The 15,673-nt window shown below is 61.9% G+C and carries 18 protein-coding genes; 8 read left to right on the forward strand and 10 right to left on the reverse strand.

Translation table 11 applies throughout. The features are described from left to right. Position 1 precedes the first annotated feature (1 nt). Positions 2 to 574, reverse strand: a complete 573-nt coding sequence (locus BM364_RS17105) for an SH3 domain-containing protein (protein ID WP_092426738.1) — start codon at positions 572 to 574, stop codon at positions 2 to 4. A gap of 131 nt (positions 575 to 705) precedes the next feature. Between BM364_RS17105 and BM364_RS17110 the strand changes: the two genes are divergently transcribed. After that, complete coding sequence (locus BM364_RS17110) at positions 706 to 1,695, forward strand: 2-hydroxyacid dehydrogenase (protein ID WP_342028872.1); 990 nt, start codon at positions 706 to 708, stop codon at positions 1,693 to 1,695. 577 nt (positions 1,696 to 2,272) lie between these two features. On the opposite strand, the gene fabB is transcribed toward BM364_RS17110, so the two are convergent. Together fabB and fabA are read right to left on the reverse strand one after the other, a co-directional pair. Then, on the reverse strand, positions 2,273 to 3,499 hold the full coding sequence (gene fabB, locus BM364_RS17115; RefSeq protein WP_092426742.1) for a beta-ketoacyl-ACP synthase I: 1,227 nt from the start codon (positions 3,497 to 3,499) through the stop codon (positions 2,273 to 2,275). Positions 3,500 to 3,591: 92 nt separating this feature from the next. Beyond that, positions 3,592 to 4,122 carry a 3-hydroxyacyl-[acyl-carrier-protein] dehydratase FabA gene (fabA, locus tag BM364_RS17120; protein ID WP_092426744.1) on the reverse strand — a complete coding sequence of 177 codons (531 nt, stop codon included), beginning with the start codon at positions 4,120 to 4,122 and terminating at the stop codon, positions 3,592 to 3,594. Positions 4,123 to 4,286: 164 nt separating this feature from the next. On the opposite strand from fabA, the gene irrA reads away from it, so the two are divergent. From irrA to BM364_RS17135, 3 genes are all read left to right on the forward strand, one after another. After that, positions 4,287 to 4,730, forward strand: coding sequence for an iron response transcriptional regulator IrrA (gene irrA, locus BM364_RS17125; RefSeq protein WP_092426746.1), 444 nt, complete (start codon positions 4,287 to 4,289; stop codon positions 4,728 to 4,730). Positions 4,731 to 5,045: 315 nt separating this feature from the next. After that, positions 5,046 to 5,882 carry an arylamine N-acetyltransferase family protein gene (locus tag BM364_RS17130; RefSeq protein ID WP_175528651.1) on the forward strand — a complete coding sequence of 279 codons (837 nt, stop codon included), beginning with the start codon at positions 5,046 to 5,048 and terminating at the stop codon, positions 5,880 to 5,882. Between the two features lie 4 nt (positions 5,883 to 5,886). Further along, on the forward strand, positions 5,887 to 6,474 hold the full coding sequence (locus tag BM364_RS17135) for a YdeI/OmpD-associated family protein (RefSeq protein ID WP_092426750.1): 588 nt from the start codon (positions 5,887 to 5,889) through the stop codon (positions 6,472 to 6,474). Positions 6,475 to 6,580: 106 nt separating this feature from the next. On the opposite strand, the gene BM364_RS17140 is transcribed toward BM364_RS17135, so the two are convergent. Next, the gene (locus BM364_RS17140; protein ID WP_092426752.1) at positions 6,581 to 7,036 is read right to left on the reverse strand and encodes a MarR family winged helix-turn-helix transcriptional regulator; all 456 of its coding nucleotides are present in this window, start codon (positions 7,034 to 7,036) and stop codon (positions 6,581 to 6,583) included. A gap of 102 nt (positions 7,037 to 7,138) precedes the next feature. On the opposite strand from BM364_RS17140, the gene BM364_RS17145 reads away from it, so the two are divergent. From BM364_RS17145 to BM364_RS17160, 4 genes are read left to right on the forward strand one after another with little or no spacing between them, the layout of a single operon-like run. Then, positions 7,139 to 8,338: an HlyD family secretion protein gene (locus BM364_RS17145; protein WP_092426754.1), complete on the forward strand. Its 1,200-nt coding sequence runs from the start codon at positions 7,139 to 7,141 to the stop codon at positions 8,336 to 8,338. Position 8,339: 1 nt separating this feature from the next. Next, a complete protein-coding gene (locus tag BM364_RS17150) occupies positions 8,340 to 9,386 on the forward strand; it encodes an FUSC family protein (protein ID WP_092426756.1) in 1,047 nt (348 codons plus the stop codon). Between the two features lie 42 nt (positions 9,387 to 9,428). Beyond that, positions 9,429 to 9,968, forward strand: coding sequence for a DUF1697 domain-containing protein (locus BM364_RS17155; protein WP_092426758.1), 540 nt, complete (start codon positions 9,429 to 9,431; stop codon positions 9,966 to 9,968). Further along, the gene (locus BM364_RS17160; protein WP_092426760.1) at positions 9,965 to 10,855 is read left to right on the forward strand and encodes a ribokinase; all 891 of its coding nucleotides are present in this window, start codon (positions 9,965 to 9,967) and stop codon (positions 10,853 to 10,855) included. The genes BM364_RS17155 and BM364_RS17160 overlap by 4 nt, the downstream gene beginning before the upstream one ends. Before the next feature lie 89 nt (positions 10,856 to 10,944). Here the strand turns inward: BM364_RS17160 and truB are convergent, their stop codons facing one another. From truB to BM364_RS17190, 6 genes are all read right to left on the reverse strand, one after another. After that, positions 10,945 to 11,853, reverse strand: coding sequence for a tRNA pseudouridine(55) synthase TruB (truB, locus tag BM364_RS17165; RefSeq protein ID WP_092427267.1), 909 nt, complete (start codon positions 11,851 to 11,853; stop codon positions 10,945 to 10,947). A 4-nt stretch (positions 11,854 to 11,857) separates the two neighbouring features. Then, positions 11,858 to 12,271, reverse strand: coding sequence for a 30S ribosome-binding factor RbfA (gene rbfA, locus BM364_RS17170; protein ID WP_092426762.1), 414 nt, complete (start codon positions 12,269 to 12,271; stop codon positions 11,858 to 11,860). A gap of 33 nt (positions 12,272 to 12,304) precedes the next feature. Further along, positions 12,305 to 12,967: a hypothetical protein gene (locus tag BM364_RS17175; RefSeq protein ID WP_092426764.1), complete on the reverse strand. Its 663-nt coding sequence runs from the start codon at positions 12,965 to 12,967 to the stop codon at positions 12,305 to 12,307. Positions 12,968 to 13,169: 202 nt separating this feature from the next. Then, positions 13,170 to 13,349 carry a hypothetical protein gene (locus BM364_RS17180; protein WP_092426766.1) on the reverse strand — a complete coding sequence of 60 codons (180 nt, stop codon included), beginning with the start codon at positions 13,347 to 13,349 and terminating at the stop codon, positions 13,170 to 13,172. A 99-nt stretch (positions 13,350 to 13,448) separates the two neighbouring features. Further along, positions 13,449 to 15,074 carry a TadG family pilus assembly protein gene (locus tag BM364_RS17185; RefSeq protein WP_092426769.1) on the reverse strand — a complete coding sequence of 542 codons (1,626 nt, stop codon included), beginning with the start codon at positions 15,072 to 15,074 and terminating at the stop codon, positions 13,449 to 13,451. Next, positions 15,071 to 15,496 carry a TadE/TadG family type IV pilus assembly protein gene (locus BM364_RS17190; protein ID WP_092426771.1) on the reverse strand — a complete coding sequence of 142 codons (426 nt, stop codon included), beginning with the start codon at positions 15,494 to 15,496 and terminating at the stop codon, positions 15,071 to 15,073. Before BM364_RS17190 ends, BM364_RS17185 begins: the two co-directional genes overlap by 4 nt. Positions 15,497 to 15,673: the final 177 nt, after the last annotated feature.

A 15,673-nucleotide genomic window follows, 5' to 3' on the forward strand; every position in this document is an offset into this window, starting at 1 on the left:
ATCAGTCAAACACCTCGTCGGGATAGACACCCCAGATTTCCTCTTGCCGCACGAAACCGGAGAAGCTCGCGCGCTCACCCGGTGGACCGGCTGCCACGGCGCACCAGTTTCCATCGCATTCATTGATGTTCATGCGAGCGCCTGGAGCGAGGCGTGCGCGGACGCGGGCCGTATCGGAGCGGCTGACAAACATGCTCACCTCACCATTGGCGAGCAGCGGGGCGGCATAGCCAGCGCGATTGCCCACCAGGAGATTTTGGTGCACCCAGCCTTCCATGCCATCGACATCGCGGATTTTGCGCCAGGTGTCGAACTCGGCGATGATTTCCACAGGCACGCCCGAGACCAGGAAATTCCAGGCAATATCGTAACGCGTGCCCGGCCCGACGCGCACATTGACAGGGTTCGAGCGTGTCGTGACAAAGCGCGGAATGGGTAGGCCGGTTACGGTTCCCGTCTGCGCGAAGCTGGCGGGCGCATGTGCAATGAAGCTGCCCAGCACCAGAACCAGACAGGCAAGAAGACGTGGAAAAAACACACGGGCACGGCCCGGCATGGCGTGCGAAAACAACATGACTTTGCAGACGGTTTGGATTTGCCTTATCACTAAGCCATGATCCTTAATGGTCGATAAAGGCGAGGCGCGGACAAGCGCCGGTCAACGTCGCAAGGGCGGGCATGACATCGAGCAAACCGAAGATCCTGGTGACTCGTCGCCTGCCGGAAACCATCGAAGCGCGCATGGCGACGCTGTTCGAAACCGATGTCAACGAGGCGGACGCGACCCTGACCGCCGAAGACATCCTGCTTGGTCTTGCCGGCAAGGATGTTCTGGTCTCAACCATCACAGATCGGATCGATGCCGATCTTGTCGCGCGGCTGCCCAAATCGGTGCGGCTGATCGCACAGTTCGGCAATGGGGTCGACAATATCGATCTCGACGCGGCCTGGAATGCGGGGCTCACCGTCACCAATACGCCGAGCGTTCTGACCGAAGACACTGCCGACATGGCCATGGCGCTGATGCTGGCTCTGCCGCGTCGGCTGGTGGAAGGCACCCAGTTGCTTCTCCAGAACCGGGCCTGGGCCGGCTGGTCGCCGACCTCCATGCTCGGCCATCGCCTGCGCGGCAAGGCGCTCGGTATCATCGGCATGGGCCGCATCGGCACCGCCGTCGCCCAAAGGGCACGCGCTTTCGGGCTCAATATCCACTATTTTTCCCGCCAGCAGCGCCCGCTTGCTATCGAAACCCCGCTTGGGGCGACTTATTGGGACGATCTTGACGCCATGCTCTCGGCGGTCGACATCGTCTCGCTCCATACGCCCCTGACACGCGACACGGCCAATATCCTTTCGGCCGAGCGGCTTAGCCGGATGAAAAAGGGCAGCACGGTTGTCAATGTCAGCCGCCCCGAACTCATCGACGAGCCAGCCCTGATCGCGGCAATCGAAACGGGGCACCTTGCCGGCGCCGCGCTCGATGTCTTCGACAACCGCCAGGGCATCAATCCCCGGCTTCTGGCGCTGGCTGAGGACTGCCGCGTTGTCCTGACCGGTCACATGGCCTCGGCCACGCTCGAAGCGCGCCTCGAAATGGGCGAGACGGTCATTGTGAATATCCGCACCTTCATGGATGGCCATCAGCCCCCGCATCGGATTCTTCCCGACAAGCTCACCGCGCGTGGGGCCAAATAGCCTCAGCGACCACGCCCTCGTGGTTCGAGGCTTGCAAGAGCAAGCACCTCACCATGAGGGCTACTGGGCTAATGTGGGAGAGGGAATTCTCCCAAAACTCGTCACACACTCGATCCGGCACCCTCCCCGTGCGGGGGAGGGCCGGGGAGAGGGCGCGCGCCGCGCGACGGAGACCGCTCCGTTCGACGCCTGCCGAGATGCCGTCCCTCGCCCCTCAGGGGAGAGGGTCAGGGTGAGGGGTGAATGCCGGTTGGTTCGAGCGTCGAGCCTGAACCCCTCATCCGGTCCTTCGGACCACCTTCTCCCCTCAGGGGAGAAGGAACGGACCTCGGTCACACACTCGATCCGGCACCCTCCCCCTTTGCGGGGAGGGCTGGGGAGGGGGTGCGCGCCACGCGATGGAGCCCACTCAGCTCTACTTTTGCCGAGATGCCGTCCCCTCGCCCCTCAGGGGAGAGGGTTAGGGTGAGGGGTGAATGCCGGTTGGTTCAAACTTGAGACTGAACCCCTCATCCGGTCCTCCGGACTTCCCTTCTCCCCGATAGTGAGAAGGGAAAAGCGCCGCCTCGCTCAGTCCTCAGGCATCGGGATGCTTGAACACCAGCGCCGCATTAGTGCCGCCGAAGCCGAACGAGTTCGACAAGACATAAGCGAGATCAACATTGTCCCGGCGCTGGCGCAGGATTGGCATGTCCTCGAAAGCCGGATCGAGCACCTCGATATTGGCGCTTTCGGCGATGAAGCGGTGCTTCATCATCAGGATCGAATAGATCGATTCATGAACGCCCGTCGCGCCCTGGCTGTGTCCGGTCAGCGATTTGGTGGCCGAGATTGGCGGGCACTTGTCTTCATTGCCAAAGACGGCGCGCAGGGCCTCGATTTCCTTGAGATCGCCCACCGGGGTCGAGGTTGCGTGCGGATTGACGTAGTCGATCGGCGCCTTGATGTTTTGAAGCGCCATGCGCATGCAGCGCTCGGCGCCTTCGCCCGAAGGCGCGACCATGTCGAGCCCGTCCGAGGTCGCGCCATAGCCGACAAGTTCGGCCCAGATCTTGGCGCCGCGCGCCTTGGCATGTTCAAGTTCTTCGAGCACCAAAACGCCTGCCCCGCCCGAAATAACGAAGCCGTCGCGCGCCGCATCGTAGCATCGCGAGGCTTTCGCCGGCGTCTCGTTATAGTTCGAACTCATCGCGCCCATGGCGTCGAACAGGTCCGAAAGCGTCCAGTCGAGGTCCTCATGGCCGCCGGCAAAGACCACGTTCTGCTTGCCCAGCATGATCTGCTCCATGGCATTGCCGATGCAATGCTTGGATGTCGCGCAGGCGGCGGTGATCGAGTAGTTGATGCCCTTGATCCCGAAGGCGGTGGCAAGCGTTGCCGACGCGGTCGAGCCCATAGCCTTGGGCACGGCGAGCGGTCCGATGCGTTTCGGCGACTTCTTTTCGCGCGTCACATCGGCGGCTTCGACGATGGTGCGGGTCGAAGCGCCGCCCGAACCCATAACGATACCGGTCATGGGGTTGGAAATCTCGCTTTCGGTCAGCCCCGCATCGGCAATGGCCTGCTGCATGGCAAGATAATTCCAGGCCGCGCCCTTGCCCATGAAGCGGGTCACGCGGCGGTCGAGCAATTCGAACGGATCGAGGCGCGCGTCACCCTTGACCTGGCTGCGGAATCCGAGCTCGGCATAGTCTTCGGCAAAGACGATGCCGGGCTTGGCCTGGCGCAGGCTTGTCGTCACTTCGTCCAGCGAGTTGCCGATCGAAGAAATGATACCCATGCCGGTTACCACGACTCGTCTCATCTCGTCCTCGCTTCAGTCCTTGTCGCGGCAGCCAGTGGGGTAGGGCGCCGCCGATAGATATAGTTCAGATCGACCCGGCTTTAAGGCCGGGTTCAGGCCGTTTTTTGTTCGTGCAACTGCGCATCGGTGAAGAGGCCAACGCGCAAGTCCTTGGCCTCGTAGATCAATTTTCCGTCAGCCTTGACCCAGCCATCGGCAATGCCGAGGGTCAGGCGCGAGCGCATCACGCGCTTGATGTCGATACCATATTCGACGCGCTGAACATCGTCGGTGACCTGGCCGGTGAACTTGATTTCCCCGCCAAGCGCGCGGCCCTTGCCGGGCTGGCCGATCCAGCCAAGGAAAAATCCAGTCATCTGCCAGACGGCATCGAGTCCCAGACATCCCGGCATCACCGGATCGCCGATGAAGTGGCATTTGAAGAACCAGAGGTCCGGATTGACGTCCAGTTCGGCGCGAACGAAACCCTTGCCGAAGTCGCCGCCTGCGTCCCGAATATCGGTGATCCGATCGAACATGAGCATGGGCGGCGCAGGAAGGCGCGCGTCCATCTGGCCGGGCAATTCGCCGCGCCCATGAGCCAAGAGTTCTTCATATCCAAACGCGTGTTGCCGGTCCGCCATTGCCTACCCCACTTCACCTCAAGCCTTGTCTCGTATAGGGGCGCAGAGGGGGGGTCAAGCCAGCCCAAAGCCGCATGGCGGCCAGCCCGCTTGTCTCGAAGGCTCGCCGACACTATAAGAAAAGCCAGATTTTCGGACCAATGAAGACGAGTACCACTGGCCCAATGCATGATAACGACCTTGCCGACCGGTCTCCGTCCCGCACGCCTTGCCTGACTGCGGTTTTGCGCATGGCCGGCCTCAGGCCGACCCGGCAGCGCGTGGCGCTGGCCGAACTGTTGTTCGGCGGCCCACACCGTCACGTCAGTGCCGAGCAGCTGCACGGGGAAGCCAATGCGGCCGACGTCAACGTTTCCCTCGCCACCATCTACAATACGCTGCACCAGTTCCATGAAGCCGGCCTCCTGCGCGAAGTCGCGATCGATGCCTCGCGTTCCTATTTCGACACGGACACCTCGGATCACCACCACTTCTTTGTGGAGGACGAGCAGCGCATGATCGACATTCCGGCTTCTTCGGTCGAGTTCAAGGCTCTGCCAAATCCTCCAAAGGGGATGGAAGTCGCCCATGTCGACGTCGTCATCCGCGTGCGCAAGGCACCGGTCTGAGGGTTTTGCTTCAGGAAGCCTCATTCTGAGGTGCTTGCGGCCGGAGCGCCAATAGTTGCTCCTCATCTTCTGTCCGGGCGCTATTCGCCTCCCACAGTAGCAGTCATCCTGAGGCCGCAGCGCAGCGAAGCCTCGAAGGACAAGGGAGTGCCCCAATGCCTTGGTGCCACGCCCACCGGCTCGAGGCTGCGCTTTGCTTCGTAGCTCACTATGAGGGCTGCTGCTCCTGACAGGAGACGCCCCAAACGCCCCGTCGACAAAACCCTTCCGCGCCCCCATATTCACCCCCGTCTTAATCAGCACCCAAGGTGGCCGATGCCCGAAAAGGTCAACATCAATGCCTATTTCGAGCGAATCGGATTTGCCGGCTCCATCGCCCCGACCCTGCAGACGCTGGAACTGCTCCACGCACTGCATCCGGCAGCCATTCCCTTTGAAAATCTCAGTCCGCTGATTGGTGAACCGGTCCAGCTCGACCAGGTCAGCCTTGAACGCAAGTTGCTGGCGGAAAAAAGGGGCGGATACTGTTTCGAGCACAATTTCCTTTTCATGCGCATGCTCGCCGATCTCGACTTCGAGGTCCGTCCGCTGATGGCACGGGTCGTCTGGACCAATCCGGACGCTATAGCCGCACCGCCCAGCCACATGCTGCTGCTGGTCGACATGAAGGGCACAAAGTATATCGCCGATGTGGGCTTTGGCGGACTGACGCTGACGGCGCCGCTGCGCCTGCGCGCCGATACCGAACAAGCAACACCGCACGAAACCTTCCGCCTCACCGGCGGCGATCCCGACTGGACGCTTGAGGTCAAGATCGGCAACGAGTGGCGTGCCGTTTATGTTTTCACCACCGCCGAGGTACCCGAAGAAGAATTCTGGGATATCAGCCGGGATCTCTCCACTAATCCGGCCTCGCCCTTTACTCTGCAATTGCGCGCAGCCCTCGCCCCATCCGGCCGCCGCCTCAAGCTCCAAGACGCTCACTACACGATCCAGCCTACGGGTGGTGCTGCGGAAAAGCGCGCGCTGACCAGCCTTGAAGAGCTGAAAGCGGTGCTGACCGACGAGCTTGGCATTAGCTTGCCCGCTTCTGAAAAGCTCGACGCGCGGCTCTCTAGCCTCTTGCCTGCACCAGCAGAAACGGTCGGTTAAGATCATGGCGCCGGTGACCGTGCCCGCTGATAAGGTGCATGAGTTCGCCGATTTTCGCGCCTTCTACGATTGGCTTGCCGCGCACCATGAGAGCGCCGACGAGGTCTGGATCCGCATCTTCAAGAAGGCTGCGGACCGGCCGACCATCACACCCATCGAGGCGATCGATGCAGTGCTCTGCTGGGGCTGGATCGATGCGATCAAGAAAAGCTGGGACGCGGACAGCTTTGTCCAGCGTTATTGCCCGCGCCGTCCGAAATCGGTCTGGAGCCAGGTCAATCGCGACAATGTCGCGCGGCTCGAGGCCACGGGACTAATGACAGCGTACGGCATGAAACATGTCGAGAGCGCCAAAGCCGATGGGCGCTGGGACAGAGCCTACAAGACGACGATGGAGCCGCCGCCCGAACTTCTGGCTGCCATTGCCGCCGATCCCGCGGCACAAAAGACCTATGACCGCCTCACCGCCCAGAACCGCTTCGCTCTGACCTTTCGGATCCACAATCTCAAGACCGAAGCGGGCAAGAGAAAAAAGATCACGACGTTTGTGGAGATGCTTGCACGCGGCGAAACGATCTATCCGCAGGGATAGGGCTGCGGCCGCCATGACACGCCTCCGTGAAAAGCCTGAAGGCGATCCCAGAAGCCCATAGCCTTCATCCGGCCCTGCGGGAGACCTTCTGCAGAGAAGAAAAAGGCTATTGCGATCCTTTGTCTCGCAGCTCTCGCTCCAATCCGTCGTTGCGCGCCTTTAGCGCCAAGACGATGTCGGACAGGAACCGCTCGATCACTGCAACGTCTTCTTTCGAGTAGCTTGAAAGCACCGCTTCGTGCAGCCGCTGCGCGCTTTGCGCGATAGGCAGACCCTCGGCGGCCGGGCCGCCTCTGAGAAGGGTTGCCCGCCGGTCGCTCGGATGCTGCTCGCGTAACACGAAACCTTCCTTTTCGAGCCGGTTGATCAGGATCGCGGTGGCGCCCGAGGTCATGCCGAGATAACGCCCCAACATGGTTGGCGTAGCATTCCCGCCGTGATCGCGGATGAACCTGATGGCCATGACATCGGACAGGTTGATGCCGGCAGCAGCCGAAAAGGCGCGATACCCACGGGTCATCTCATCGGTCAGTTCGCGGATCAGCGCGTCGATCGCATCCATGCGTCTTCCTTCAACCTGCTTTTACTATTTTTCAAAGATACTTTCTTGCAAAGTCATATCTGGGCTACTAGATTGGCGGCATAAACACAATCGAGAACCAAGATGGCCCAGCTTTCTCCTATGACCGAGGGCGACATTCAAGCCGCAGCCGCAAGGCGCCCGGAAACCCGCCCGAGCCTCGTTCAGGCGCCGGCCCCTGTCGAGCCGATCGCGGGAAACGAAGCGGCAAAACCCTCGCGCAGCCGCAGAAAGGCGCGGGTTTTTGGCCTGGGGCTCCTTGCGGTTCTCGGCGGCGCCATCGCCTGGTACCCACTCTCGGACCATCAGGCTCCCTTTGCTGCGGGTGGTTCGGTCATGGGCGATGTGACCCAGGTGGCGGCTCGCGTCGCCGGTCCCGTCGCTGAGGTGCTGGTCTCCGATAATTCGACCGTGCGCGCCGGCGATCCACTTTTCCGCATCGACGATACGACTTTCCGCATGGATGTCGCTCAGGCCGAAGCGCAGCTCGACCTGACCGCGACCAACATCTCCTCCGCGAGCGCAGCCATACCCGCAACCGAGGCCAAGGTCAGCCAAGCCGAAGTTGCACTTGGCACGGCGCGCGATGCGGTTGAACGCACGCGACAGATGCACGAGCGTGGGCTCGTAACCGAAGCGCAGATGACCCAAGCGGAAGGCAATTTCGAGACCGCCCGGCTCAATGTCGCAGCCGCACAGGCCGAGCTTGAGCGCGTCCGCACCCAGGCCGGCGCGATTGATGATACCAATCCCAATTTCCGCGCTGCCAATGCAGGCCTTGAAAAGGCGCGCTTCGCCCTCGAAAGCAGCACCGTCCTGGCTCCCGCCGATGGTCACGTCTCCAACCTTTCCCTGACCCCCGGCCAGTTCGTTGCAGCTGGCTCTCCAGTGATGACCTTCATTTCAGGCGATCGCGGCACCGTTGTGGTGGATTACCGCGAAAACCAGCTCGTCAATGTCCAGCCGGGCGACAAGGCGCTGGTGATTTTCGAGGCAGCACCCGGACGCCAGTTCGAAGCGACGGTGGAATCCATTGCCTGGGGCATTGCCAGCGGCCGTGCCTCCAATGGCGGGCTCGCTCAGTCATCGACCGATACGCGCTGGTTCCCCCCTGCCCGCAAGATCCCCGTGCGTATTTCCATCGACGACCCTTCGGCCCTGCCCGGCAATGTGCGCCTGGGCTCTGAAGCCGGCGCCCTGATTCTGACCGAAGCAGACGGGATAGTGCCCACCATCGCGCGGGGCCTGCTGAGCGTGTCGAGCGTCATTTCAGGGTTCAACTGAAATGGAAACGCTCACCCGGGTCGATGCACGGGAAGACCCTTACCTCGCGCTGCGCACCACGTTGGGCGTGGGGCTCTGCCTCGCCCTAGCCGAGCCGCTCGGTATGACCCAGCCCATGCTGCCCATCGCCATCGGCATGAGCCTTCTCTCTGGTCAGCGCGGAGCATTGACGGCGCGCAGTTTTGCCGGTCCGCTCATGCTGCCGGTGGTGGCCATCGTCTTTTCATGGCTTGCGGCCGTGACGGTCAACGAGCCCCTGGTCTTTTTGTTCATGAATGTCGTTCTTGCGGCCGGCGGCATCGCGCTCATGCTGTTTCGCGGATCGCGCGCCGGCATGATGCTCACCGTGTTTCCGGCGATGATGTCGATCTCGGCACTTTACAATGAATATGCGCTGGCAGCCATTCGCGACTCCATGGTCAGCGGCGGGCTGCTGGTTGGGGCGGCGGCAGTGGTCACCAATATCCTCTTTCCCCCGCAGACCCGGCGCATCCATGTCGATAGTCCCAAGCCGCATGTCTCGCGTAATCCCGCACTCGAGCTGGGGATCCGTGTCGTTGTCTACTTGGCAACTCTGATCGCCACTTATGCGACCAACAATATCAGCCTGCTGATTGCTCCGATCATGATGGTCTTTGTGTGCGCAGAGCCGGACCATGGCGGGCGCATGGAGCAGGTCGTTGATCGCGGCGGCGGTACCATTGTGGGTGCTGTGGTGGGTGTCGCAGCACTCGCGGTCTATAATCTCGTGCCCGAGTTCATCGTGCTGCTGACATTGCTCATGATCATCACATTCTGGCTGATCGAGCGCATGACCACCGGCCCTGCCCGTCCGCAATATTATCAATATGTCTGCTCGGTGGCGCTGGTGATCGTGCTCTCCTCCATCTATGGCGCCAATTCCGCCATGGAGGTTGTCGTCCAGCGTGTCACCATCACGGTCGGCATCATGCTCGCGGGGATCGCGCTCTTGTCTTTGCTGGAGGCTATATTCCTCCGGCGCGACGACAGCCCCGAAGATCTGGGCCCTGCTCCCTCTCGACTTTGAAGCGGGCTCGGGCAGTGCTACCTGTCAGTCGGGGAGAACGGAATGAGCTGGGACATCGCTTTTTTGCGCGGGATCAATCTGGGCAAGCGGCAAATCAAGATGGCCGCACTTGCGGCATGTCTCGAAGCATCCGGATATGCCGAGGTCAGGACGATCCTCGCCAGCGGCAATATACGCTTTCGCCACAGAGGCGATAGTGAAGCGACCCGGATCGAACTTGAAAGCCTGATCGAGACCCAGTTCGGCTTCAAGGTCGGCGTCATCATGCGTTCGGAAGCCCAAATCCGCCTCATGCTGGCGGAGCACCCTTTCGGGGCTCTCGATCCGGCCGCCGACCTCACCTGCCACGTGCTGTTGTTCCAAGCGCCGTTGCCGACTGGACTCACACTCGAGGGCATCGCTGGCCACACCGAGATCCTGCGCGTCGATCCACGGGAAATCTACATTGCCGGCTATCGCCAGCCCAATGGGCGCTATACGGAAGGCGTGGACGCTGTCTTGAAGCCGCTTTATGCCCGGCTGGGCAGGGACGTGCTTGGCACTATGCGCAATTGGAACACTGTTCAAAAGGTAATCCCGTGATCGTTGTTTTCGGCTCCAGCAATCTCGACCAGGTCGGCACCGTGTCTCGCTTGCCCGAGCCGGGTGAAACAGTGGCTGGCGGGACCTTTTCGATGGCGCCGGGCGGCAAAGGCGCGAACCAGGCTCTGGCCGCATGCCGGGCGGGTGCGAATGTGCGCCACGTGTCAGCTGTCGGCGACGATGCCTTCGCCGACATGGCGCTCGAACTGCTTGTTGCGGGTGGAGTCGATCTCACAGAGGTGCGCAAGGCGCATGCGGCGACCGGCATTGCCATGATCTTTGTCGATGCGGACGGCGAGAACGTCATCGCCATCCTGCCTGGCGCCAATGGCACGGTGAGTCCGGAAGACGCTGAGCGCACGCTTGGCACTCTGACCGGAGCCGACACTATTCTGGTTCAGCAGGAAGTGCCGCAGGCCGCAACGCGCCGCGCTCTCGAAATTGCCCGGGAAAAAGGCGCACGGAGCGTCCTCAACACCGCGCCATTTTTGCCGGACACTCCTGATCTTGCACCGCTTGCCGATATCGTGGTGGCCAATGAAACCGAATTTGCCCTGCTGTCCGGCCGCCCTATCGACGAACTCGATGCGGCAATGGACGAGTGGGTGCGCAAGACCGGCCGCACGATCGTAGTCACCCTCGGTCCCGATGGTGCCCGCGCCGTTTCGCCGGAGGGGAAGGTTTCGGTGCCGGCACACAAGGTGACCCCGGTCGATACCGTAGGCGCCGGGGACACCTTTTGCGGTTATCTCGCCGCCAGCCTCGATGCCGGTCTGGATCTCGAAAGATCCATGCGCCGCGCCGCTGTCGCGGGAAGCCTCGCCTGCCTCAACCCCGGCGCGCAACCGGCAATCCCCCTGGCCAGGGATGTGGACGCGCTGATCTGAGGCGTCCACGGAGCCCTGCCATTCAAGGCTGCCTGCGGCGGGCACTTGAGGATGAGGGCTACTGGCCGATCGGGACGGAATGATCGGCTCTAGTTGAAAACCCGCTTTGGCTTGAATTGGCCGAATTCGACGGAGCCGGTCGCCAGTACCTTGCCCTTGAAACTCACCCAGCATTCGTCGAGCTGAGCAGGCGCTGCGGCGCCGGTAAGCAGCACGGGATTGCCATTGCCAACGGCACCCGCCTGCCCCGCGTCGAGGCGGATTTCCGGCAGTTCGGCGAGCCCAGCAGCCACCGGAGCCAGCAGGGCATCGCGGGCAGCGCCCTCTTCTGCTGCCTCAAGCGCTTCGATCGTCACCGCATCTTGATCCGAAAATGGCCCAACGGCGGCCCGATGAAGGCTGCCCACATGGCCGCGCGTGCCGAGCACTTCGGCAATGTCACGCGCGAGCGACCGCACATAGGTGCCCTTGCCGCAGGTGACCTCGAGCGTGCTTGCCTCGGCCGAATGCTCGATCAACTCCAGAGCGTCGATCTCGATGGGACGGGGCGCGAGCTCGACTGCCTCGCCGGCCCGCGCCAGATCATAGGCGCGCTCGCCATCGATCTTGAGCGCCGAATAGATCGGCGGGCGCTGCATGATCAGGCCCGTGAACTGGGGTAGTACCGCTTCGAGCGCCGCCCGCTCGGGACGCATATCGGATGTGGCGATCACTTCGCCCTCTCGATCGTCGGTGGTGGTTGCCGCACCCCAGACAACAGAGAAACGATAAACCTTGGTGCCATCCTGCACCTGCGGCACGGCTTTGGTCGCTTCCCCGAGCGCGATGGGCAAGATGCCGGTCGCAAGCGGATCGAGCGTTCCGGCATGGCCCGCCTTCAGTGCGGAAAACAACCACCGCACCTTGCCAACAGCTTGGGTCGAGGTGAAGTCATAGGGCTTGTTGAGCACCACCCATCCCGAAATGGGGCGCTTCCTTGATTTTTTTTGCTCGGTCACGCGCTCAGTCTTCGTCGCTGTCATCGCCATCATGGTCAAGATCGCGCTTGACGCGATCCGAGCGCAGGAGCGCATCGATCCGGCTGGCTTCGTCGAACGTGTCGTCGACAAAGAAGCGGATTTCGGGCGCATATTTCATGTTTATGCGCGGGGCGATGCGGCCGCGGATATATTTGGCATGGCGGTTGAGAACGGTGACGATCTCGTCGGCATGTGCTCCGCCAAGCGGCATCACATAGGCGTTGGCGAGCTTGAGGTCCGGCGTCATGCGCACTTCGGGCACGGTGACGACGGAGCCGGCCAGCGCCTCGTCCTCGATTTCCCCACGTGCGAAAATGTCCGCCAGCGCATGGCGCACCAGTTCGCCCACGCGCAGCATGCGCTGGCTAGGGCCCAGGGGCTTGTTGTCTTTTTTCATGGGCAAGCGGATTAGGCCCTCCAGGCCGCGCCGTCAATCCGCCTTGCTCAGGCTCACTTGGGACTGGAGCTGGGCCGCGCGCGCTTCCACAATGCTTGTCGAGACGGGCCAGGAGTTGGGATCGGCGGGATTGAAGGCCTTGCCGCGCCACTCCTGATAGATGATCGCCACGCCGGTATCGGACCGGCGGAAACTGGCAACCATCACCTCGCCGAGCCCGCGATAGCTCGTGTACTGGTCCTGATAAGCGCCGCACACAAAGCCGAGCGGCGCCAGCTTGTCGCCGTCGTCCGGCCCGAGCTGGAAAAAGCCGGTCAATTCGGGCTTGCAGCTATTGGCATGCAGCATCATCAGTGCGGCGCGATAGTCCGCCAGGGTGCGCTCGCGTTCGTCATGGCTGATGCGTGCGCCATAAAGCGTCGTCCAGAGGGCTTCGCTCTCACCCTCAGGGTAGATCTCGAGAAGCGCCTGCCCCTCATCTGCAAGAAAATTTGCTTCAACCCGCTCCATCGCGGGTCCGGTGCCGGCAGATAGCCAGTCCGGCAGAGGCATGGAAAGCCGGTGGCCCAGCGCATCGAGCTCAAACATGCCGTTCGCCTCGACAAGCGGAGGCGTCGTGCGGATCTGCGCCCAGGCGGGCAGCGCTCCAAGCCCAAGCGCCGACAGAACAAGAATTGCGCTTCTCAACTGCGTCACGGGGCACTCCTTAGCCCAAACCGCTTCGATCCCGGCCGAGCCCCCAAGGCCGATCAGCCCGACGATTAGAAACTTCGTTTGCCCCTTGCAAGATCAAGAGATGACCCGCCCTTCATTGGCAGGCGGCTGCGGGAAAGCTGCAACACTTCACAGGCCTCGCCCATCGCACCTGCTGGCTGGCCAATCGCACCCGGCCCAGGCATCACCCGGTAAATTGCCTGAGCCAGGCCATGATGGGCGCCAGGTGCTGCGGATTGGACCACAAGAACCAGGCTGCCCCCGCAAGCGCCAGGACGATGGCGATGCCGACAAGTTTCTTGACCACGGAAAAGACCAGCCACACGACGACCACCGCGCCGATGCCCAGTCCCATGAGTGTCATTGCATCGCTAGGAATCGCGAAACCTCCTCAACCATAAGGGTGTCTTGCGGCCCAAGAGCGGCAATTTCAAGCCGTTGCCCTCGTTTATCTGGCACGGTGTTAGCCGACCAGCACCGGATTGGAGCACCGCACTCCATAAACCCGCACATCCGCCTCGCCGACCCCCAGACCCAGCGCCGCCAGAAGCGCATCAAGGGCGGTGTCGAGAGGAGCGGCAAGTGGGGTGAGGTCGGCATCAAGCAAAGAGATCACCTCGCTTACGGTGAGGCCAAGTCCGAGCAAGGTAGTTACCCGCACATCAAGGGTGTTGAAGAGCGATAGAAGCAGTGCGGTGACAAGACCTGTCGTCTTCGCGGTTTTTGTTTTTGCGGCCTCGATATCATTGGAGGTGAATCCGAGTGATATCATGCGCGACTGCGCCATTTGGATTTGAGCGGAGGCAACGACCTTAACCAGCAGGGCATCTAGGATCGTCGTGCGGACGACGGTAAGAGGAACACCGAAACTGCGCAGTTGCGCATCACTCACCTCGCCGATAGCAGCCCGCACCACGCCAGGCAGCACCGCAATTTCCGCCGAGCCCAAGGGATTGCTTTGGCTCGGGCAAGTGATGGCTGTCACCTGTGCTTCGGAATGGGCAATATCCATCCAGATCGGCAGCTGAATGAGGCCTGAGTTACGGATCGCACTGGCTACGGAAACTTTCAGGCGAAGCCGCACCTGTGCGGTGCGCAGAACAGTTCCTGTGGAGCCGACAGCGAACCAGCCTCCTCCCTGAGCCGGTTCGCCCACAGCAAGGGTCGCGGTGACCCCCGCGATGCCGGGGAGACCGGCATCAATATCCGCTGCCTGGCGGTTGCCGTCGGCCAGCATGGCTGCGGCAGAAAGGATATCGAGTACCGAAAGGTCTGCTCCAAACCCAGGACTGCCGCTCTGGACAGCCAATCCGCCCAAAGGGCCGAGATCAAAGAGTTTGTTGAGGCTCACCCGGCTGCCCGAACCTGCCAGGCCGATGGTTGTCAGCGCTGTCTTTTCCGCACCCCCGACCAGCGTTGCCAGCGCACGGGCGATTTGCCCTGCATTGGGCCTCGCATGAAGCAGATCGTCATAGGTGAGGGCGGCGAATTGCATCTCGAAGGCCAGCGCATCGAGAAAATCGAGGGCCCCGACCCGCACCCGCGCCAACCCCTCATACTGGACCAGCGAAAGCGAAATGCCGGTTCCGAGAAGACTGCCAAGCAGGCGATTGGCAATGCCTTTATCAAGGCTGGCCAGTCCCGAACCCAGGGAATAGGAAACCAGCGGCTCGACCATGGCGAGGCCTTCCGCACCGATCAGCGGCGCCTGCATGAAGCTCGTGCCGAAATAAAGCCGCCCCGGCCGCTCCACCCCAACCTTGACCGCATTGACGGGCACGCCGTTCGGCACGAAGCGTTCGGCTGGGCTGCGCGCAGGATCGGGGGCATAGTGGCCTGTTGTCACAACAAGACGGCTAGCGTCAACAAAGCCGGCATCGGCAAGGACGGTTTCTGCAATGGCCTGCGCATTGAGAGGCTGGTTTGCGGCGGTCAGCGCAGCAAGATCGACCGCACCCTGCATCATGCGCCGCTCATGATAAAGCGCTGCGGAATCGACGCCGATGGCCGCAACCGCCCCGATCAGGGAAAAGGCGAGCGCGAAGAGTATCGCCATATTGCCGCGCTCATCCTGCGCGAACCGGCTCACAACCCACCATTCCTTATAGTTGCACCAGTGGTCATGACCCGGCTGGGCAGGGGCAGCGGCGGATAGAGATTCCAGATCGGCAGAGTTTCAGCGTCATAGCGCAAGATGACGCGATATTGGCTGGCATCGCTTGCACTTTCGCCGATCGAAAAGCTCAGGTGCTGCTGGTCGAGCAGCATATACGCTCCGGCATTGTTTTCGAGATAGGCGCGCACGAGCCGGCTGCGCTCTGCCTTGTCGAGCCCGGCAATGGAGACCCGCGCCGCGTCCGCCGCCAATTGCTGCAGCGAATGGGCTGCGCCGAAATAGAGCCCGTAGGCCAACATGCCGGCGAGCATCAGCAGATAGACCGGTGTGAGGATGGCAAACTCGACCGCCGCGCCACCCTCCTGCCTGTGCCAGAAAGCGGCAAGGCGTGCCATCAGACCCTCCCTATGCCATTCCTCCCGGGCCACATGCACATTGTGCACCGGTCGCGGGTGGGAAGTAACTTGGTAGAATTCCCAATGATCGGCCTGCGCCCATGATCACCCGGCGGTCCGGGGGAGTGAAGCGTGACTTGAATAACCTGAGGACCGACGTGACCTGCCGACTAAAAA

The sequence above is a fragment of the Devosia crocina genome (assembly GCF_900116545.1).
Taxonomy (GTDB): Bacteria; Pseudomonadota; Alphaproteobacteria; order Rhizobiales; family Devosiaceae; genus Devosia; species Devosia crocina.